General features: G+C 63.4%; 17 protein-coding genes. 9 read left to right on the top strand and 8 right to left on the bottom strand.

The genetic code is table 11. The annotated features are described in order from the left end of the window. Window positions 1–69: 69 nt before the first annotated feature. On the bottom strand, window positions 70–681 hold the full coding sequence (locus FG93_RS31195; protein ID WP_244448597.1) for a recombinase family protein: 612 nt from the start codon (window positions 679–681) through the stop codon (window positions 70–72). A 250-nt stretch (window positions 682–931) separates the two neighbouring features. Here FG93_RS31195 and FG93_RS32375 point away from each other — a divergent pair, with 250 nt between their 5' ends. The 4 genes from FG93_RS32375 to FG93_RS12560 all read left to right on the top strand — a co-directional run bounded on the left by FG93_RS32375 (window position 932) and on the right by FG93_RS12560 (window position 4,959). Next, window positions 932–1,576, top strand: a complete 645-nt coding sequence (locus FG93_RS32375; protein WP_152579416.1) for a hypothetical protein — start codon at window positions 932–934, stop codon at window positions 1,574–1,576. Then, window positions 1,573–3,828, top strand: coding sequence for a hypothetical protein (locus FG93_RS12570; protein ID WP_152579415.1), 2,256 nt, complete (start codon window positions 1,573–1,575; stop codon window positions 3,826–3,828). Before FG93_RS32375 ends, FG93_RS12570 begins: the two co-directional genes overlap by 4 nt. Window positions 3,829–4,157: 329 nt before the next feature. Next, the gene (locus FG93_RS32870) at window positions 4,158–4,334 is read left to right on the top strand and encodes a hypothetical protein (RefSeq protein ID WP_161783814.1); all 177 of its coding nucleotides are present in this window, start codon (window positions 4,158–4,160) and stop codon (window positions 4,332–4,334) included. A gap of 37 nt (window positions 4,335–4,371) precedes the next feature. Continuing rightward, complete coding sequence (locus FG93_RS12560) at window positions 4,372–4,959, top strand: SCO family protein (protein WP_043234864.1); 588 nt, start codon at window positions 4,372–4,374, stop codon at window positions 4,957–4,959. Between the two features lie 120 nt (window positions 4,960–5,079). On the opposite strand, the gene FG93_RS12555 is transcribed toward FG93_RS12560, so the two are convergent. From FG93_RS12555 to FG93_RS12530, 6 genes are all read right to left on the bottom strand, one after another. Then, window positions 5,080–6,144, bottom strand: coding sequence for an ABC transporter ATP-binding protein (locus FG93_RS12555; RefSeq protein ID WP_043234862.1), 1,065 nt, complete (start codon window positions 6,142–6,144; stop codon window positions 5,080–5,082). A gap of 15 nt (window positions 6,145–6,159) precedes the next feature. Continuing rightward, window positions 6,160–8,361 carry an iron ABC transporter permease gene (locus tag FG93_RS12550; RefSeq protein ID WP_043234861.1) on the bottom strand — a complete coding sequence of 734 codons (2,202 nt, stop codon included), beginning with the start codon at window positions 8,359–8,361 and terminating at the stop codon, window positions 6,160–6,162. A gap of 34 nt (window positions 8,362–8,395) precedes the next feature. Further along, entirely contained in the window at window positions 8,396–9,436 is a 1,041-nt protein-coding gene (locus FG93_RS12545) for an ABC transporter substrate-binding protein (protein ID WP_052513729.1), read from the bottom strand. 69 nt (window positions 9,437–9,505) lie between these two features. Beyond that, window positions 9,506–10,306 (bottom strand): inositol monophosphatase, encoded by an 801-nt coding sequence (locus FG93_RS12540; RefSeq protein WP_052513691.1) that lies wholly within the window; start codon window positions 10,304–10,306, stop codon window positions 9,506–9,508. A 2-nt stretch (window positions 10,307–10,308) separates the two neighbouring features. After that, the gene (gene iolG, locus FG93_RS12535) at window positions 10,309–11,313 is read right to left on the bottom strand and encodes an inositol 2-dehydrogenase (RefSeq protein ID WP_244448596.1); all 1,005 of its coding nucleotides are present in this window, start codon (window positions 11,311–11,313) and stop codon (window positions 10,309–10,311) included. Window positions 11,314–11,347: 34 nt separating this feature from the next. Continuing rightward, on the bottom strand, window positions 11,348–12,148 hold the full coding sequence (locus FG93_RS12530; RefSeq protein WP_052513690.1) for an SDR family oxidoreductase: 801 nt from the start codon (window positions 12,146–12,148) through the stop codon (window positions 11,348–11,350). Between the two features lie 115 nt (window positions 12,149–12,263). On the opposite strand from FG93_RS12530, the gene FG93_RS12525 reads away from it, so the two are divergent. The 5 genes from FG93_RS12525 to iolB are packed head-to-tail and all read left to right on the top strand — an operon-like array spanning window position 12,264 to window position 18,637. Then, window positions 12,264–13,130 carry a MurR/RpiR family transcriptional regulator gene (locus FG93_RS12525; protein ID WP_052513689.1) on the top strand — a complete coding sequence of 289 codons (867 nt, stop codon included), beginning with the start codon at window positions 12,264–12,266 and terminating at the stop codon, window positions 13,128–13,130. A 19-nt stretch (window positions 13,131–13,149) separates the two neighbouring features. Then, on the top strand, window positions 13,150–15,054 hold the full coding sequence (gene iolC / locus FG93_RS12520) for a 5-dehydro-2-deoxygluconokinase (protein ID WP_043234860.1): 1,905 nt from the start codon (window positions 13,150–13,152) through the stop codon (window positions 15,052–15,054). 10 nt (window positions 15,055–15,064) lie between these two features. Next, a complete protein-coding gene (iolD, locus tag FG93_RS12515; RefSeq protein ID WP_043234859.1) occupies window positions 15,065–16,903 on the top strand; it encodes a 3D-(3,5/4)-trihydroxycyclohexane-1,2-dione acylhydrolase (decyclizing) in 1,839 nt (612 codons plus the stop codon). A 19-nt stretch (window positions 16,904–16,922) separates the two neighbouring features. Continuing rightward, on the top strand, window positions 16,923–17,822 hold the full coding sequence (gene iolE, locus FG93_RS12510; RefSeq protein WP_043234857.1) for a myo-inosose-2 dehydratase: 900 nt from the start codon (window positions 16,923–16,925) through the stop codon (window positions 17,820–17,822). Window positions 17,823–17,836: 14 nt separating this feature from the next. Next, window positions 17,837–18,637 (top strand): 5-deoxy-glucuronate isomerase, encoded by an 801-nt coding sequence (gene iolB / locus FG93_RS12505; RefSeq protein WP_043234855.1) that lies wholly within the window; start codon window positions 17,837–17,839, stop codon window positions 18,635–18,637. Between the two features lie 57 nt (window positions 18,638–18,694). On the opposite strand, the gene FG93_RS12500 is transcribed toward iolB, so the two are convergent. Then, on the bottom strand, window positions 18,695–18,889 hold the full coding sequence (locus FG93_RS12500; RefSeq protein WP_152579414.1) for a hypothetical protein: 195 nt from the start codon (window positions 18,887–18,889) through the stop codon (window positions 18,695–18,697). Window positions 18,890–18,982: the final 93 nt, after the last annotated feature.

The raw sequence follows: 18,982 nt of genomic DNA, 5'->3' as shown, positions 1-18,982 counted from the left end.
GGATCCGGTCGAAAGCAGGCGGAAGCCTTTCGTGGCTCCCATGCCGCGCTTCCGGATTCGTGACCCGCTCTACAGTCTCGAGATGGTGCTGGGACTTACATTGTAGCTGCGCGCAATATCTCGAACCGGCTCGCCAACCGCTTTCCGAGAGCGAGCTTCCTGACGCTGATGCGGAGTCAAGCAATAGGGGCGACCTAACTTGACACCCCGCGCCTTAGCCCTTGCTCGACCTTCGTGGGTTCGGGCCAGGATCAGCGACCGTTCAAATTCTGCAAAGCCCGCCATCATAGTTGTGACGAGCCGGCCGTGCGGGGTCGTCGTATCAGCCCATGTATCAGCGAGAGATCGAAAGCCGGCGGCTCGCTTTCCCAGTTCGTCCAGAATAAGCAATAGGTCCCGGGTTGATCGTGCCAAGCGATCCAAGCGGGCCACGATCAGCACGTCACCATCGCCGATCGATGTCAGCAGTTTTGTCAGCTCCGGTCGATCCATCGTAGCTGCGCTCGCCTTCCCACAGAATATCTTCTGAACGCCAGCGAACTTAATGCGTTCTATCTGGCCTTCGAGAGTCTGGCCATCAGTTGATACGCGCGCATATCCGTAAATCATCCAAGCATTATGAAACAATCTTTTGAAACAAAAAAGATGTAAGTTTTCAATGGTCCAACTCTTGTTGAACAATTTTTGAATTGCGCGACACTTCCCATCACTCTGGATTCGGCTATGCAACATCAACTTCGCTGAACAGCATGATGGCGAGACAGCGCAACCCACTTCACTCATCCGGAGAGACCGACGGTCGTCTTGCGGACTCCGGCTGCGCCGCGAAGCGCAGAACCATCAAGATCGCCGCATAGCTGGTGCGGACGCTAAGGACTTCATGTAGCCTTCGCCTGATTCTAGCTGATTGCCACGCTGATCGAGCACTTAGATGTCTATTGCCAGCATTGCCTCTGTCACTGCATTCATCGATTGGAACTCTCAGATTCATGCGTCAAAGCCTCCGCGTCATGCCGATGAGCGGCAAATCGCGGCACATACCCTGGATTACGTTGCCAGAACGATTGGTCGAGTACTCAATTCGCAGTCATCAGCTACGCGCTATGATGTCACACTTCGTCTCTATCACGGATGGCATAAAGGATTTGAAGTAACTGATCGAAAGAAAGCTATTATAAATTCGACCAGCGACTATGAATTGTCATACATGTCGCGGAAACCAAATGTACTTATCCGCCCCATTGTTCAATTCGGAGACGCTTTAATTTTTGCCAGGAATATAAGATTGCATCAAAGATTGAGTTGCCATCTGCCAAATACACTAAGGAGAGCGTCACGAGGCGATTCCGACTTTGAAGAAAAGATGGTTGACACTGCTATCGCGAGCGATGTCGTATATGAGGCATTCAGTGATCGTTCGCGATGGTTAATAGTCTTCGGAGAAGACGATGATCTCGTGCCGCCGATATTTGTTGCTGAGAGCATTCGTACAAATTCAGACGGTCGTATAATATTGGTTAGGACTCGGGGAGGAACCCCGTTTTTGAATCTCGATAATCTTTGGATTTCGCCATGAGATACTCTGCAGACAGGCTTTTGAATGATCTATCCCCGTTCGCTGATCTGGGAACAGAAGCTCCGGTTATCAGAGAAAGCGGTGGCTCATTCATTGTCCGAATGAGCCGCGATGCCAGCGATCTGGAGCTAATTTTCTCATCCGATGGGGCCGTTGAAGAGCGGGAAGCTGGCAGAACTAGCAGGCATAGGAATCTCAGAGCCCTACTTGCCTCACCCAAATTCGCCGACATCGGACGGTGGGCAGATGCACAACTTCTCCGGCTAAAGCAAAATTTCAGCCAAACCAGCATCGAGCTGATTGGCACATTGTCGACAAATCACAAAAGAGGCAACGTAAATGTATTAGACGACCACATGTCATCTACCGCATTTGCAGACGTTTCGAGAACCAATATTGTTTTGATCGACGGCCCAGCCGGCATCGGTAAGACTTCCGTGATTCGATCACTATGCCGGAATCGTGCCGAGAATTACAGGCGCACGCAACGCCCTGTGGTTCTCCACGTGGAAAGCCGCGGTCGTATGCTACAAAATCTGTCGGATTTGATGGCGTTTAGTTTGCAGACGCTACGCTCCACCGTCACGTATGACCAGGTCCCAGCGCTCGTTCGAAATGGATTGGTTTCTCTCGCGATAGATGGCTTCGATGAATTGGGCGATCCTAACGGATATGAGCTGGCTTGGGCCCAGGTAAACGAGCTAATTAAAGATTGTCGGGGATCCGGCACCATCATCCTGTCGGGCAGAGAGACGTTCATTGGCAGGGACAGACTACTGTCGGCGCTAACGGGAATTGATCCAGGCAGGGACGCTGTTGATTCCTTCACACTAAATCCGGTCGATCCGGAGGTTGCACGCGAATGGTTGAGGTCCTCCGGCTGGACACAATCAATCTTGGATTCGGAAGTTTCCAAGCCGCTGTTTGAAAATAACTCTTACGCTCTGCGTCCTTTTTTTCTGTCCGAATTGGCAGGCGGTGCGGTAGCTGAGCAGTTAGCTCGTGGTGAGATCGACGATCTCCTTTCATTCATTGTCCGTTCTGCTGTTGTCCGGGAGGCCGGAAAGTTCGGAAGGGATGTCGAAGCTGTAACTACGCGAGAGCAAAGAGAGCGTTTTGTGTGGCGAATGATGGAGGAAATCGCTCGCGATCTCGCTGAGAATCAAACGGACGCCATCGCATCTGAATCCGTGGCTTGGATTGCTGAGATGGTCGCTCCGGAGATGGTTCCGGAAAGTGTTATTAGCATCTTAAAGAACAGAGCCGGCGTTCTCGCGTTCTTGACTGTTGATGAGCGGCGGGGATTTCGGAGATTTAGCCATGAGCAGATTTCTAACTATTTCCTGTCTCACGTGACATTTGAATCAATTGTCAATGGCGAGGTCCCGAAATTCATTCGGCGGAATATTTATGGAACAGACTTTCTTGAGAATTTTTGCTCGGTTGCCCGGTCACGCAATCCAAGCGAGATGGAAGTCTTTATTCAGAATGCGATCCGACTAATCGATGAGATTCCGGATTATGATCGAGCGCGGAGAAACCTAGGAGCGCTCGTGATCGCGTCCGCATGCGTTGCAAGCCCAAGTTATACTCCTGTTCTGAAATTCGTAAGTCTTGACGAGGTATATACCGCTGAAACGATATCAAACATTGTTTTGGATTCTGTATCGATAGCTCAGCTGTATGCCCGCGAGGCTGATCTTCGTAACATGGAATTCAACTCGGAATGCTATATCGGTACAATTATTGCCGATGGCACTTTTATCCCTTCAGACCCCATGCCGCGCCCTTCCCGATTGGACTTACCTGACCGTATGATCACCGTCAGGGAGGAAATAGAAAAATGGCTCAGGCGCCAGTATAGCCTGGCGTTGGGGCCCGTCGATCCTGCTGACATCGACCGCGTGTTAGGCCGTTTTCCGCTCTTCAACCTGCTGCAGCGGATTGCCCGCTATAAGCCATTCTGGATCAAGGACGGAGATGATCGAAATGCAAGGCGCATATTGGATGATCCGGATTGGCCCGTTCTGAGTGAACTGATGAAGAAGCACGAGCTTCTAGTGGAACGAGAGGACGTGCCGGCGTCAGGACGCCCAGGGACGTTTTTTCATGTGAGGAAGCGGCAGAGTTTGCTCCAGCTAATCAAGCCGGACGAGGCAATAATGCCCTTTCTTCGGGAGCTTCTAAAGATCAGCTTTGACGGAGTTTCCGCGCAGCTTGAGGCTGCCGACAAAAGGCCGCGTTCTCCATAACCTTTCGGACAACTCAGGGCCGAGTCTCCATGGCTGACCCAAATGGCTCGTACCATAATGAGCACGGCGGTTTGCGAGATCGCCTAGCCTAACGAAGCGCGGCTCGTTGTCAGTAAAGGATCTTATCGACGTCCGAACGCCCTCGGCGAGCCATTGCCAATGAGCGCTTGGATCACCAGCGTCGATCTCGCTTTTCGTCACCCCAAGATCCTGAGAGCGTCGACAACGATTTTTGAGATACGAATCGAGCTTCGCTTCGCCATCGTGTCACTCCCCTGCGTCACGGTTGCCGCTTCCGGCCTCGCCCATGCGCGGCTATGCTCGCGGCCATGACGCAATCGGATCAGACAGGCGCCGAGCACGAGGCTCAGGCTTCGCGGACCGGGTTATGGCTGCTCGGCGGCGGCGCTTTTGCGCTGCTGCTGACCGGGCTGCTGCTCTGGTGGCGCGAGGGCGACCGGCTCTTCACCGACGGCCTCATCGCCGCCATCGTTGCCTGTTTCTGAGGCGCGCCTTGCGCCGTCCGACTTCTCCGAGGATCCCGTGAACCGTCGCCTCATCCTGCCTCTCGTCGTCTTCCTGGCCGGCGCGCTCGCCCTGGCGGCGGCTGCAATCCTGACCTTCAGCCCGGCGCGCCAGGGCCAGGGCGCCACCTCCAGTGTCGGCGGCCCCTTCGCGCTGACGACCGCTGAGGGCAAGCAGCTGACCGACGCCGACCTGCGCGGCGCCCCCTTCCTCGTCTTCTTCGGCTTTACCCATTGCCCGGATATCTGCCCGACCAAGCTCTTCGAGATTTCCGAGGTCCTGCGCGCCGCCGGCCCCAAGGGCGAAAGGCTGCGCGCGCTGTTCATCAGCGTCGACCCGGAGCGCGACACACCCGAGGTGCTGAAGAGCTATATTGGCAGCTTCGACCCGCGCATCGTCGGCCTGACCGGCGACCGCGCGGCCATCGACGCCACGATCAAGGCCTATCGTGCCTATTCCAAGAAGGTGCCGCTCAAGGATAGCGACTACACGATGGACCATACCGCGCTCGTCTATCTCATGGACAAGAAGGGCGGTTTCGTCGGTGCCTTCAATATCGAGCGGCCGCCCGCGGAAGCGGCCGCGGAGTGGCTCAGGCATCTGTGAGGCTGCGATAGCGCGCGATCCACGCGCGCCCTGCATCGTCTTGCTCCACCTGAGGGGATGGCACCGATCCTGCCGCGGACCACGCTGCGGCCGGAGCGACCGGAGCCGAGCGCTGGCTGGTCAGCTCTGGGGAATGAGCGTGACGCCCGAGGTTGCAAAGGAGAGCCCGACCTCGCTGCCATAAGGCAGCAGATCGCGCCCGCCCGGCTGGACGACGAAGAGCTCGCCGACCTCGGTCTCGATCATCAGGTCAAGGTGGTTGCCGAGATAGGCGCATTTGCGGACGGTGCCGCGCAGACCCGGCCCGGAGGCAGGCCCCATCAACAGGCTTTCGGGCCGGATCGCCGCCCTCGCCGGTCCGGCCACCAGACCGCGCGCCGGCAATTTCACCTTTGCCGTGCCGATCATCACATCGGCGATGCCTTCGGAAACGTCAGCGATCGTGACCTCGACCATGTTGGCATCACCGATGAAGTCAGCGACGAAGGCATTGGCCGGCTCTTCATAGAGCTCGCGGGGCGAGCCCTCCTGCGCGATGCGGGCATTCGACATCACGATGATGCGGTCCGAGACAGCGAGCGCCTCCTCCTGATCATGGGTGACATAGGCGACCGTCAGATTGAGGCTCTGCTGCAGCTCGCGAATCTCCTCGCGCACCTTGCGGCGCAGCTTGGCGTCGAGGTTCGACAGCGGCTCGTCGAAGAGCAGGACCTGCGGCTCGAGCACCAGCGCGCGCGCCACGGCGACGCGTTGCTGCTGGCCGCCCGAGAGCTCCGAGGGGTAGCGCTTCTCGAAGCCCTTGAGGCCGACGAGGGCGAGCTTGGCCAGCGCCATGTCCTGCGCCTCAGCCTTCGGCAATCCCTTCACCAGCGGCCCGTAGGCGGCATTCTCCAGCACACTCATATGCGGAAACAGGGCATAGGACTGGAAGACCATGCTGACGTCGCGGTCAGCGGCCGAAAGCCGCGTGACATCCTTGCCGCCGATCAGCACCTGGCCCTCGCTGGCAATCTCCAGTCCCGCGATCATGCGCAAGGTCGTGGTCTTGCCGCAGCCTGAGGGGCCGAGCAGGGTCACCAGCTTTCCCGGCTCGATCGTGAAGCTGATATTGTCGACGGCAGTCACCGCGCCATAGCGCATGCTGACATTGCGGAATTCGACTGAGGCAGGTCCCGCCTTGGCCATGAGAGGTGCTGCTCCTTACTTGACTGGCTGTGCGGCGGATGTGGCGAGCGGGATCACACTGCGCCGCCCGAGCTTGCGCTCGCCGACGCCGAGCTGGATCAGGCTGATGCCGACGGCCATGACCACGATCAGGACCGAGGAATAGGCAATGGCGAGCCCGAACTCGCCGGCCTCGACGCGCCCGACGATATAGGCCGTCGCCAGATTGTACTCCGCGGAGACCAGGAAGATCACGGCGCTGACCGAGGTGATGCTGCGCACGAAGCTGTAGACCAGCGCGGAGACGAGCGCAGGGCGCAGCAAGGGCAGCACCACGCGCCAGAGCGTGGTGAAGCTGCGCGCCCGCAAGGTGATCGAAGCCTCGTCGAGGCTCTTGTCGATCTGCGACAAGCCGGCGATGCCGGAACGGACACCGACGGGCATGTTCCGGAAGACGAAGGCGATGATCAGGATCAACCCGGTCCCGGTGATCTCGACCGGTGGCACGTTGAAGGCGAGGATATAGGCGACGCCGAGCACCGTGCCGGGGATGGCAAAGCTCAGCATGGTGGTGAATTCGAGCACGTGGCGGCCGCGGAACTGCTGCCGCATCAGCAAATAGGCGGTGAGCAGGCCGAGCAGTGCCGTCAGCGGGGCCGAGATCGCCGCAACCTTCAGCGTCGTGAACAGCGAATCCCAGGCCGCGCCCTCGAAGAACAAGCCACGGCTGAAATCGATGGCGAAGCCGGTGCGATAATGCTCCAGCGTCGGGGTGTGGTCGCGGCCCATGGTCTTCACGAAGCCGCCCATCAGGATGATCACGTAGATCACGAAGGTCAGCGCCACCCAGGGCACGATCACCAGCGCGGAGATGATGATGACCGGCTTCGGCAGTTTTGCCGGCAAGCCGGAATCGCCCTTGCCGGTGACGGTCGTATAGGATTTGCCGCCGAGCCAGCGCTGCTGCACCCAGAAAGCGCCGAGCGTGAAGACGAGAAGCACGATCGCCAGCACCGCCGCCTGCCCCTGATTGTGGGCGGCGCCGACCACGGCGAAGAAGATCTTCGTCGAAAGCACCTCGAAATTGCCGCCGAGCACCAGGGGATTGCCGAAATCGGCCATGCTCTCGACGAAGCCGAGCAGGAAGGCATTGGCGAGGCCGGGCTTGAGCAGCGGCCATGTCACCGTGCGGAACGTCGCCCAGCGCTTGGCGCCGAGCGTCTGCGAGGCTTCCTCCAGGCTGGGGCTGATGCCCTGCACGACCCCGATCAGGACGAGGAACGCGATCGGCGCAAAGGCCAGGACCTGGGCCAGCAGCACGCCGGGCAACCCGTAGATCCAGCGCGAGCGCGGGATCGAAAACCAGTCATAGAGCAGTCCGGAGACCACGCCGGAGCGGCCGAAGAGCAGGATCAGCGCGAGACCGATGACGAAGGGGGGTGTGATGATCGGCAACACGGTGAGCGCGCGCATCAGGCGCTTGCCCGGCATGCGCGTCCGCAGCACGAGCAGCGCGCAGGCAAGTCCGAGCAGGGTCGTGATGACGCCGGTCAGCACGGCAAGGATCAGCGTGTTCCAGGCGACGCCGCAATTGGTGTTCGCGGTGACGCAGCCAAGCCCCCAGATCGAGGAATCGAGGAGGCGCGCGACGAAGATACCGGGCGCGAAGGCGCCGGCCTGATCGACAAGCGCGCTTTGCAGGATCGTCGCCACGGGGAAGAAGATGAAGAGCCCGATCAGCAGGACGATGATGCCGATCGAGCTGGTGGTGAAGATGTCGCCCCGGCAGAAGCCGCGATAGGCGAGCCCGTGACAGAGCAGGAGCAGGAGCGAGAGCACCGTCAGGAAGGCGCCGAAGCCCATGCCGCCCTGAGCCGCGCCGCTGCCGCCGAGCAGCGCGGCGAGCCAGGGGATGCCCTGGCCCTGCAGCGTGATGGCAAAGCCCTGCGCGAAGAACAGGACCATGCCGATCAGCCCCGCCCAGATCAGCGTCCTGCCGACCGCAGCACTCTCGCTGCGGCCGACCAGCAGCGTCACGGCCAGCAACGCCAGGCCAACCGGCAGCAGCCAGGGGGCCGTGCCGGACAGGCCCAGCGCGAGCGCCGTGCCGGCCTTGCCGAACGGGTAGCCCGCGAGCCAGCCGAACTGGCTCAGGCTGACGCCGTCGGGCAGGTACCAGGGAATGACCGCATAGCCGAGCCAGCCGAGCAGCAGGACGAGCCGTGTCGCAGGACGCATCGCAGGGGATCTCTTCAGGGCGCTGGACGGTGACTTATTTCGGCAGCGCCTTGACCTCCTTGTCCCACTTCGTCAGCAGCCTGGTCCGCTCGGCGGAGGAGCCGTATTTGACGAAGTCGTAGTCGATCATCTTCATCTCGGACATCTTCGGCGCCTGCGGAGGCACCGTGGAGTTCTTGTTGGAAGGGACCTGATAGGACTTCGCCGGAGCTGCCAGCGCCTGCGCCGCCGGGGTCAGGGCCCAGTCATAGAACTTCCTGGCGCTGTCGAGATTGCGTGCGCCCTTGATGATCGACATCGAGCCGATCTCGTAGCCGGTGCCCTCGCAAGGCGCGACCGCCTTGATCGGATCGCCCTGGACCGCGAAGACGACCGCGTCGTGGATGAAGACGATGCCGACCGCGGTTTCGCCGAGGCTCGCGGCCTTGGCCGGGGCAGCGCCCGACTTGGTGTACTGGCTGACGTTCTTGTGCAGCTTCTTGAGATAGTCGAAGCCCTTCTCCTCACCCATCAGCTGGACCACGGTCGCGAGCAGGTTATAGGCCGTTCCCGACGAGTTCGGATCGGCGACCTGGACGTCGTCCTTGAGCTTCGGGTCGAGCAGATCGGCCCAGCATTTCGGCTCGCTCAGGCCCTTCTGCTTGATCTGCTGGGTGTTGAAGCCGAAGCCGAGAGCGCCGGCGTAAATGCCGACGGAGCGCTTCTGTGCCGCCTTCCACTGCGACAGCGCCCAGTCGTGAAGGTCCTTGTTGACGGGCGATTCATATTCGAGGGTCAGCCCTTCCTCGGCAGCCTGGAGATGGGGGTCACCCGTGCCGCCCCACCAGATATCGCCCCGCGGATTGGACGATTCCGCCTTGAGCTGGGCGTAGATCTCGCCCGCCGATTTGCGGGTCATCGCGACCTTGATCCCCGTATCGCGCTCGAACGCGGTCGACATGGCGCGGCACCATTCCTCCTGGACGCCGCAATACATGACGAGTGCACCCTGGGCCTGTGCGGGGGCTGCCGCAAAGGCGGCCCCGCTGGCCAGCGCCGCCAGGACCCCGGTCCGGAGCCATTGAAATCCCTGCATGTCATCCTCCCGTTTCGTGTCGTTCTTGATCTTGTTCTTGGCTTGATAGTGACGTGTTGCCGGCAAAGATCAATCGCTTGCCGGCCCGCTCCCGATCTGGATGACCTGCTCGAGTTCGCGGCGAAGCCCCGGCGTGCAGCACAGGATCGGGTTGCCCTTGGCGATGCCGTTCCCGCTGAAGAAATCGCTGACAAAGGCGCCGGCTTCGGCTGCGATCACGACACCGGCCGCAACATCCCAGGCATTGATATGGAGTTCGGCATAGGCCTCCGTCCGGCCATTCGCGACATGGGCCAGCCCGAGCGCACCGGAGCCACCGCGCTTGACCGAGGCGCCTGCGGCGTAGCCGCGCCCGATCATCGCGACATAGCGTTCGGCCGGGATCCGCGTCGACCAGCCCAGCTCGACATAGGCGCGCGTGATATCGGTCTGCCCCGACACCTTGATCGCCTCGCCATTCAGGGTCGCGCCCCGCCCCTTGCGCCCGACATAGATCTCGCCCAGCGCCGGCGCAGCAAGGATGCCGATCTCGGGGACGCCGTTCAGCAGAAAACCGATCGAGATGCACCAGTTGCGGTCGCCACGGGCGAAATTCGAGGTGCCGTCGATCGGGTCGATGATCCAGACCGCGTCCGAGGCCTCGCCGCCGCCCTCTTCGCCGATGATCGCATCCTGCGGGAACATCACGGCAAGCCGCTGCCGCAGGAACTCCTCGACCGCGCCGTCGGCGACGGTGAGCCAGTCCTGGGCGCCCTTCATCGTGACGCCGAGGCTTTCGCTCTTGTTGAAATAGTCGAGCGCCATGAACCCGGCCTGCTGGACGAGGCCCTGCACGGCATATTGGCGCAGATCGAGATCGGCGGGCGTCATGATCAGATCGCCCTGAGATCGACGGCGACCGGCTTGCCGCTGCGGGCAGATTCGGTCGCGGCATCGGCCAGGATCTGCGCCTTCAGGCCGTCCTCTCCGGAGGGCAGCGGCGCCGTCTTGCCCTTCAGGGCGGCGACGAAGGCATCGAGTTCGGCGCGATAGGCGGCGGCATAGCGCTCAAGGAAGAAATTCTGCACCGGGTCAGCCCGGAAACCGGCGCCGGTCGCGATCTCGACCGTGGTCTCGTGGATATTGCCGGCCCGCAGCATGCCCTTCGAGCCATGGACTTCGATGCGCTGGTCATAGCCATAGCTGGCGCGGCGCGAATTCGAGATCTGCGCGATCTTGCCAGACGCCGTGCGCATCAGAACCGCAGCGGTATCGACATCGCCGGCCTGCCCGATCGCCGGATCGACCAGCGCCGAACCGAGCGCGAAGACCTCGACCGGCTCTTCGGCCAGGAGGAAGCGGGCCATGTCGAAATCATGGATCATCATGTCGCGGAACAGGCCGCCCGAGCGTCTGACATAGTCGACCGGCGGCGGCGAGGGATCGCGCGAGATCACGCTGACGATCTCGATCGCGCCCGCTTCGCCCGCCCGCAGGCGGTTCTGGAGCGCAGCGAAGCTCGGATCGAAGCGCCGGTTGAAGCCGATCATCAGCGGCCTGCCGGTCTTGGCGACGGTCTCGAGGCATGTCCTGATGCGCGCGGCGTCCAGATCGACCGGCTTCTCGCAGAACACCGCCTTGCCTGCGGCGACAGCGGCTTCGATCAGATCGGCATGGGTGTCGGTCGGCGTACAGATCAGCACCGCATCGAGCGTCTCGTCGGCGAGAATCGCGTCGAGGCTGGCAACTGCCGCGCCCGTCTCGGCCGCCAGCGAGGCTGCCGCATCCGCAAAAGCGTCCGCGACCGAAACCAGCGTCGCGTCCTTGCGCGCCGCAAGATTCAACCCATGAATGCGTCCGATCCGGCCGGCACCCAGCAATCCCATGCGCATCGTCATATGTCCTGTCGTCAAGGCTGTGGCTGCGGCAGCGTTACTGCCGCGCTCCAAGAATCGTCTGGTCGAAATCGATGTTCGAGCCTGTCATCAGGCCCGATTCGGCCGAGGCCAGATAAGCGACGGCGCGGGCGACCTCATGCGGATCGAGCAGGCGGCCGAAGGGCTGGCTCGCCGCAGCCTGATCGAGCCAGCCATCCTGCGCGTCATGGCGCAAGCGCATGATCGCATCTTCGCCCGGCGTCGCCATCCAGCCGATATTCAGGCCATTGACCCGGATACGGTGGGGCAGCAGCCCGAAGGCGGCATTGCGGGTCAGCGTCGCCAGCGCCCCCTTGGAGACGCTGTAGGCGCTCAGGAATGGCTGGCCGCCATGCGCCGACATCGACTGGATATTGACGATGGCGCCCTCGATCCGGAGCCGGCACATCAGCTCGGCGGCGCCCTGGATCAGGAAGAAGGGCGCACGCAGATTAACCGCCATGATGCGCTCATAGAGCTCGGGCGTCGTCTCGAGGATGGAGCCGCGATCCGTGTCGCCGGCCGCGTTGACCAGGATGTCGAGACGACCGAACGCCGCCTCGGCAGCCGGAACGATTGACTTGACCTGATCGAGATCGGAAAGATCGGCGGCATGGAAGCGAACATCGCAGCCGGCATTGCGAAGATCGCGGGCAACCGCCTCGCCGCGCTCGCGATTGCGGCCCGTCAGCAGCAACGAAGCGATTCCGCGCGCAGAGAATTCGCGGGCGACGGCTTCACCAAGCCCCTGGCTGCCACCGGTGACGATAGCGGCCTTGCCGGTCAGATCACGACCGAATGCTTCCTTCCCTGACACCTGACGCCACGCTCCCCAGCGAAATTTTGATATGAATGGATTGTCTTTGCCTGATTTTGGAATAAACATTCCGCCGATCAGCGCTTGAAGTCAAGGCGCTTTCACCGGAACCGACATGTCATCAGGATCGCAGACTCAGCCCACGGACAGGCCGGAATTCGACCGTTTCGTCGCCTTGCTGCGCGAACGGCGGCCATCGCTGCCGAAACGGCTGAAACAGGTCGCTGATCACGCACTTGCCCATCTCGACGACATGGCCTTCGGCTCCACCGCGCAGATCGCGGAGAAGGCCGGCGTGCAGGCCTCGACGCTGGTGCGTTTCGCGCAGGCGCTCGACTATTCCGGCTTCAGCGAACTCCAGGAGGTGTTTCGTTCGCGGCTGCGCCGGCATGCCGCGGACCATCGCGATCGCCTGGCCGCCCTGCGGACGGCGGGCGCAGGCTCGGGTGGCGCCGCGGCCCTGCTCGACGGCTTCACCCAGGCGAGCGAAGCATCGCTTGCCCAGCTCAGGGCGGCTGTCAGGCCCGACCAGCTGGAAGAGGCCGCTGCCTTGCTTGCCAGGGCGCAAACCATCGTCCTCGTCGGCGCGCGACGCATGTTTCCGGTGGTGTCCTACCTCGCCTATGCCTTCGGCAAGCTCGGCATCAGGGCGGTGCTGGTCGACCATGTCGGCGGCCTCGGCCTGGAGCAGGCCGCCCTTGCCGGACCAGGCGACGCCATTCTGGCGATCAGTTGCGCGCCCTATACGACGGCCACGGTCGAGATCGCTGCCGCCGCGCATCAGCGCGGCATTCCGGTACTGGCCCTGACCGACAGCCCGCTCAGTCCGCTCGCCGAGAACTGTGATCTCTGGCTCGATGTCGCGGAGGCAGATTTCGGCGCATTCCGCTCGATGGCGGCCAGCTTCACCCTGGCGATGGCGCTCGCGGTCGCTACCGCCGAACACGTCGGCGCCAGCGCCGATCCCGAACTCGCAGGTTAGTGCGGAAGGCCGAAGCTCCATGCCCGTCGCCCCTCAGCTCGACGTCATCACGATCGGCCGCTCCTCGGTCGATCTCTACGGCCAGCAAATCGGCGGCCGGCTTGAAGACATGGGCAGCTTCCTCAAGGCGGTCGGAGGCTGCCCGACCAATATCGCGATCGGGACCGCGCGCCTTGGCCTGAAATCGGCCGTGATCACCCGCGTCGGCGACGAGCAGATGGGCCGCTTCGTCCGCGAACAGCTGGAGCGCGAGGGCGTCGAGACGAGCGGCGTGATCACCGACCCCAAGCGACTGACCGCACTCGTCATCCTCGGGGTCCGCGACGAAAAGACCTTCCCGCTGATCTTCTACCGCACCGACTGCGCCGACGCCGCGCTGCAGGAAAGCGAGATCGACGAGGCCTTCATCGCCTCCGCCAGGGCGATCGTCGTCACCGGCACGCATTTCGCCATTCCCAACGCGGCCGCGGCGCAGAAGAAGGCGATCGCGCTTGCCCGCAAGCATGGCCGCAAGGTCGTGTTCGATGTCGACTACCGGCCCAATCTCTGGGGACTCGCCGGGCACCAGGCCGGGGAGGAGCGCTATATCCGTTCCGAGACGGTGACCGAACATCTCCAGGCGATCCTGCCCGATTGCGACCTGATCGTCGGCACCGAAGAAGAGCTCCACGCCGCTGGCGGCTCGGAGGATACGCTTCAAGCCATCCGCACGATTCGATCCCTGAGCACCGCGACGATCGTCTGCAAGCGTGGGCCGATGGGCTGCGTGGTGTTTCCCGGCGCGATCCCTGCCTCGCTCGAGGACGGGATCAAGGGGCCTGGCTTCCCGGTCGAGGTCTATAACGTGCTCGGTGCCGGCGACGCCTTCATGTCCGGCTTCCTGCGCGGCTGGCTGCGCGACGAGCCGCTCGCAACCTGCTGCGCCTTCGCCAATGCCTGCGGCGCCTTCGCGGTCTCGCGGCTGCTGTGCTCACCGGAAAGCCCGACCTTCCCCGAACTGCAATATTTCCTTGCCCATGGCTCGCCCCACCGGGCGCTGCGCCGCGACGCCGAGATCAACCATGTGCATTGGGCGACGACACGCCTGCCGCAGCCCGCGGGCGTGATGGCGCTCGCCATCGACCATCGGGCCCAGCTCGAGGAGATGGCCGACGCGGCGGGCGTGCCGCATGAGCGGATCGCCCATTTCAAGACGCTTGCGGTGAAGGCGGCAGCCCGTGTCGCCGACGGACGCCCTGGCTTCGGCATGCTGGTCGACGGCACCCATGGCCGCGAAGCGCTGTTCCGGGCTGCGGATCACGACTTCTGGATCGCCCGCCCCCTGGAACTCGCCGGCTCGCGACCGCTCGCGCTGGAGACCGACGCGACGGGTTCGCTCGGCGCCACCCTGGCCGAGTGGCCGGTCGGCCATGTCGCCAAATGCCTGTGTTTCTACCACCCGGATGACCCCGAGACTCTCAGGAGCGCGCAGGAGCAGGTGCTGAAGCGCGTCGCGCTCGCCTGCCGGCAGGTCGGGCGGGAATTGCTGGTCGAGATCATTGCCTCGAAGCACGGTCCGGTCGCGGATGACACGGTCGCGCGGGTGATGACACGGCTCTACGCGATCGGCATCAGGCCGGACTGGTGGAAGCTCGAAGGCCAGCCCTCGCCGGCCGCATGGCGCGAGATCGATGCGGTCATCGCCGGCCATGACCCCTATTGCCGCGGCATATTGCTGCTCGGCCTCGACGCGCCGGAAGAGACGGTTGCTCAAGCCTTCCGCGCGGCGCAAGGCTCGGCATCGGTCAAGGGATTCGCGGTCGGCCGGACTATTTTTGGAGACGCGGCGCGTAGCTGGCTTGCCGGCGGCCTCGACGACGAGGCTGCGACCGCGATGATGGCAGAACGCTTCGCCCGGCTGGTCGCAGCCTGGCAGGAACGCTGAGGAACTCCCGATGGGTACGATCCGCCTCACCATGGCGCAGGCGCTGACACGCGTCATGCAGGCACAGAAGACGGTGATCGACGGCAAGACCGTGCCGATCTTCGCGGGCGTCTGGGCCATCTTCGGCCACGGCAATGTCGCCGGGCTCGGAGAAGCCCTGCATGCCGCGCGCGACGCGCTGCCGACCTATCGCGCCCATAACGAGCAGGCGATGGCGCATGCCGCGATCGCCTTCGCCAAGGCTTCGCGCCGGCGTCGGATGATGGCGGTGACGAGCTCGATCGGGCCCGGAGCCACCAACATGGTCACGGCCGCCGCCGTCGCGCATGTCAACCGCCTGCCGCTGCTGCTGCTGCCAGGCGATGTCTTCGCCGGGCGCCTGCCCGACCCCGTGCTGCAACAGATCGAGGATTTCGGCGACGGCACGGTCTCCGCCAATGACTGCTTTCGGCCGGTCTCGCGCTATTTCGACCGGTTGACGCGGCCGGAACAGCTGATGCCGGCTTTCGAGCGGGCGATGGCCGTCCTGACCGATCCGGCCGAATGCGGGCCGGTGACGCTGGCGCTCTGCCAGGACGTGCAGGCCGAAGCCTATGACTATCCCGAGAGCTTCTTTGCCGAGCGGCTCTGGACGCCACGCCGCGCCCGCCCGGACGAGCAGGAACTGGCCGAGGCGGTCAAACTGCTCAAGGCCGCGAAGAAGCCACTCGTCGTTGCCGGCGGCGGCGTGCTCTATAGCGGCGCCGAGGCCGCGCTCGCCGCATTCTGCGAGGCGCACGGGATCCCCGCCGCGGAGACGCAGGCCGGCAAGAGCAGCCTGAGCTCGACCCATAGGCTCAATCTCGGCGCCATCGGCGTCACCGGCACGGCCGCCGCCAATGCACTGGCGCGCGAGGCCGATCTCGTGCTTGCCGTCGGCACGAGGCTGCAGGATTTCACCACCGGCTCCTGGGCGCTCTTCGCCAACCCGGCCTGCCGGATCATCGGGCTGAACACGCAAGCCTTCGATGCCGGCAAGCACCGCGCCCTTCCGTTGGTCTGCGATGCGCAGGCCGGCCTTTCCGAGCTGGCCGGAGCCCTGACAGGACATCGCGCCCCAGCGACATGGACGGAGCGGGCGGAAACCGAGGGCAAGACCTGGCTTGGCCTCGCCGCGCGCTACACCGATCCCGGCAACCAGCCCCTGCCGAGCGATGCCCAGGTGATCGGTGCCGTGCAGCGCTGGAGCGAACCGTCCGATGTCGTGCTCTGCGCCGCCGGCGGACTGCCCGGCGAGTTGCACAAGCTCTGGCAGGCCGGCGCGCCCGGTGGCTACCACATGGAATACGGCTATTCCTGCATGGGCTACGAGATCGCCGGCGGGCTCGGCGTCAAGATGGCCGATCCGACCCGCGAGGTCGTCGTCATGGTCGGCGACGGCTCCTATCTGATGATGAACTCCGAGATCGCGACCTCGGTGATGCTGGGCCTGAAACTGACGATCGTCCTGCTCGATAATCACGGTTACGGCTGCATCAACCGGCTGCAGAATGCGACGGGCGGCGCTTCCTTCAACAATCTGCTGCGCGACACCCGCCACGAAACGCTGCCGGCAATCGATTTTGCCGGGCATGCCGCCTCGCTCGGCGCCATTGCCACGAAGGCCGGCAGCCTCTCCGAACTGGACGAAGCGCTGCGTGCCGCTCGCGCGCATGCGCGGACCAGCGTCGTGGTGATCGATACCGACCCGCTCGCCTCGACCGATGCCGGCGGCCATTGGTGGGATGTCGCCGTACCGGCAACCTCCGCGCGCGCCGAAGTCCGACAGGCGCGCGAGCGCTATGAGACCGCGCTGAAGTCACGCCCCTGATCCCGAAGGACGCTTTTCCATGCCCATCCGCATTGGTGCCAACCCGATTGGCTGGTCGAATGACGATCTCCAGGAGATCGGCGGCGCGACACCGCTCGAAACCTGCCTCGCCGAGGCGCGCGAAGCCGGCTTCACCGGCATGGAGCTTGGTCACAAGTTTCCACGCCAGCCGGCGGCCCTGAAGGCGGCACTCGCCCCCTTCGGCATGGACTGCATCTCGGGCTGGTACTCGGCGGAGCTTCTCCAGCGCGGCGCCGACGAGGAGATGCGCCATCTCCGGCCGCATCTCGATCTGCTCAAGGCCATGGGCTCGACCGTGCTGGTCTTCGCCGAGACCTCGAATGCGATCCATGGCGACCGCTCAAAGCCGCTCTCGCAGCGCCCCGTGATGAGCGCGCAGGACTGGGCCGAGTTCGGCCGCCGGATCACGCAGGTTGCCGAACGCACGCTGAGCGAAGGCGTCCGGCTGGTCTATCATCACCACATGGGCACGATCGTGCAGAGCGAAGCCGACATCGACGCCTTCATGGCGGCGACGGGCCCGGCCGTGCATCTCCTGCTCGACACCGGCCATGCCACCTGGGGTGGCGCGGACCCTGCGACGCTCGCCGCGCGCTATCGCGACCGGATCAGCCATGTCCACGCCAAGGACGTGCGCCCGCATGTCATGACGCAGGCCGCAGCCGAAGGCTGGAGCTTCCTTGACGCCGTGCTCGGCAAGGGCAGCGATCTCGGCATCTATACCGTGCCGGGCGACGGGATGGTCGATTATCCCGCCGTATTCCGCGCATTGCCGGGCTATTCCGGCTGGGTCGTGGTCGAAGCCGAGCAGGATCCGGAAAAGGCCCATCCGCTGACCTATGCCAAGAAGGGCGTCGCCCATCTCAAGCAAAGCCTGAAGGAGGCCGGACTCGTCTGAGGTCCGGATGCGCCATGTCGAAGCTGCTCGTCAAACCATCCGCCCCTGATCAGGACGGCCGCATCCATCACGTCACCCCGAAATCGGCTGGCTGGGGCCATGTCGGCTTCGAGGTCTACCGGCTCGCGGACGGCCAGGCGCTCGCACGGGAAACCGGCGACCGGGAGGTTTGCGTCGTCCTGCTGTCGGGGAAGGTCACAGCCATGGCCGCGGGCACCGATTTCGGCGTTATTGGCGGGCGATCCTCGCCGTTCGAACCCGAACCCTGGTCGCTCTACGTGCCGGCCGGGTTGCGCTTTGCCCTGACGGCGCAAGGCCCCTGCGAACTGGCAATCTGCTCGGCACCGGGAAAACCAGGTTCGGCACCGCGGGTGATCGCGCCTCGCGATGTCGGCTGCATGACGCGCGGCAGCGGCACGAATACCCGCCATGTCCGCAATATCCTGCCCGAGACCGAGCCCGCCGACGGGCTGCTCGTCGTCGAGGTGATCACGCCCTCGGGCAACTGGTCGAGCTATCCGCCGCACAAGCACGACCAGGACCGGCTGCCGCAGGAATCGCTGCTGGAAGAGACCTATTACCACCGGCTCTCGCCGCCCCAGGGCTTTGCGCTGCAGCGCGTTTACACCGACGACCGCTCGCTCGACGAGACGCTCTGCGCCGAGGACGGCGATGTCGTGCTGGTGCCCAGGGGCTACCATCCGGTCGCAGCACCGCACGGCTATGAGCTTTATTATCTCAACGTGATGGCGGGCCCGAAGCGGGTCTGGAAATTCGCCAACGATCCGGCCCATGAGTGGATCGTCAAGCCCTGAACGGTCAAGTGCGCCGGGTCACCCGGGGGTGATCCGCCGCTTCGCGATGCCCGACGCTCAGCGGCGCTTCCTGATGTCCCGCAAGCGTTCGATGTCGGCACAAAGGCGCTCGGCGATCTCCGGAGGATATCCACGCAGCACCCGGCCCCGTTCCAGCGAGGGCAGCCACAGAAGATAGTCGACATCGCGCTCGTGGCACCATTCCGGCGACGAGATCGCGACCATCTGCCCGGCCAGTTCAGACCAGACCATGCGTTCTCCGCTGCCGTTATCTTTGGTCATACCCAGCCCCGCTGGAGGTTCAGAACGGCATTACCTGGCGCTTGTTCCAATCACTTCGTGTCT

This window comes from Allobosea sp. LC85 (assembly GCF_000735605.1).
Classification (GTDB): Bacteria; Pseudomonadota; Alphaproteobacteria; order Rhizobiales; family Beijerinckiaceae; genus Allobosea.
The sequence above is the reverse complement of the archived record's forward strand: the minus strand, read 5'-3'. Positions and strand labels throughout refer to the sequence as shown.

Excerpts from the sequence above, each read along its gene's own strand:
- iolG (WP_244448596.1), bottom strand. The coding sequence starts at position 11,313 with ATGACGATGCGCATGGGATTGCTGGGTGCCGGCCGGATCGGACGCATT.
- iolB (WP_043234855.1), top strand. The coding sequence starts at position 17,837 with ATGTCGAAGCTGCTCGTCAAACCATCCGCCCCTGATCAGGACGGCCGC.
- iolE (WP_043234857.1), top strand. The coding sequence starts at position 16,923 with ATGCCCATCCGCATTGGTGCCAACCCGATTGGCTGGTCGAATGACGAT.
- FG93_RS32375 (WP_152579416.1), top strand. The coding sequence starts at position 932 with ATGTCTATTGCCAGCATTGCCTCTGTCACTGCATTCATCGATTGGAAC.
- FG93_RS12570 (WP_152579415.1), top strand. The coding sequence starts at position 1,573 with ATGAGATACTCTGCAGACAGGCTTTTGAATGATCTATCCCCGTTCGCT.
- FG93_RS32870 (WP_161783814.1), top strand. The coding sequence starts at position 4,158 with ATGACGCAATCGGATCAGACAGGCGCCGAGCACGAGGCTCAGGCTTCG.
- FG93_RS12500 (WP_152579414.1), bottom strand. The coding sequence starts at position 18,889 with ATGGTCTGGTCTGAACTGGCCGGGCAGATGGTCGCGATCTCGTCGCCG.
- FG93_RS12555 (WP_043234862.1), bottom strand. The coding sequence starts at position 6,144 with ATGGCCAAGGCGGGACCTGCCTCAGTCGAATTCCGCAATGTCAGCATG.
- FG93_RS12540 (WP_052513691.1), bottom strand. The coding sequence starts at position 10,306 with ATGACGCCCGCCGATCTCGATCTGCGCCAATATGCCGTGCAGGGCCTC.
- FG93_RS12545 (WP_052513729.1), bottom strand. The coding sequence starts at position 9,436 with ATGCAGGGATTTCAATGGCTCCGGACCGGGGTCCTGGCGGCGCTGGCC.
- FG93_RS12550 (WP_043234861.1), bottom strand. The coding sequence starts at position 8,361 with ATGCGTCCTGCGACACGGCTCGTCCTGCTGCTCGGCTGGCTCGGCTAT.
- FG93_RS12525 (WP_052513689.1), top strand. The coding sequence starts at position 12,264 with ATGTCATCAGGATCGCAGACTCAGCCCACGGACAGGCCGGAATTCGAC.
- iolD (WP_043234859.1), top strand. The coding sequence starts at position 15,065 with ATGGGTACGATCCGCCTCACCATGGCGCAGGCGCTGACACGCGTCATG.
- iolC (WP_043234860.1), top strand. The coding sequence starts at position 13,150 with ATGCCCGTCGCCCCTCAGCTCGACGTCATCACGATCGGCCGCTCCTCG.